The following is a 564-nucleotide window of genomic DNA, read 5'->3' as shown; positions in this document are numbered from 1 at the left end:
TGCAAGCACGTCCTCATCGTACTTATAATCAGTACATGTAATAGTTTGTTTCGACAATCTAAATTCTATAGAAAATGCTCCACTGAACGGGATATCCTCATTATCAGCATCTAATGACTTCAAATGCGCTTGAATATTTTCGAGTGATAAATCTGTAATTGGCTCTTTTATATAAACAAGCCTTGAGTTTATATTGTTTCCCTTTAAATTTTCAGACATACCATACATTTGATCTTCTGAACTAATCCAAAACTGCAATATCCCTTCTTTTACAGGAAATAATTCTTGTTGTTCTGGAAGATTATCCAAATTAATCTGTGCTAACAATACCATTGGTACATTATTTTCATCTAATGGTATATCTTTAAAAGATTTTAAAAATGGCATTCCACCAATCTTACTCTGGTTTAATGTTTCTTCTTTCATCTCTTTTAGAACCATTTCAATACATGGTAGTACTGGTAAATTACCGTTTTCTACAGATTCTACGAAACGGTTATATGCTTTTTGCTCCTTTTTAGAAAGATGACTAACGTCTTGAATGTTTAGCATATTAACTTCCCC

General features: G+C 31.9%; 1 protein-coding gene. It reads right to left on the bottom strand.

From position 1 onward, the window contains the following. The coding region (locus tag IDG60_RS00535; RefSeq protein ID WP_206160359.1) for a YwqG family protein at nt 1–552 on the bottom strand (552 nt) is incomplete at its 3' end. Nucleotides 553–564 lie beyond the last annotated feature (12 nt).

It is taken from the genome of Staphylococcus sp. EG-SA-2, assembly GCF_017152085.1.
This window is presented reverse-complemented; position numbering and strand designations above follow the sequence as displayed.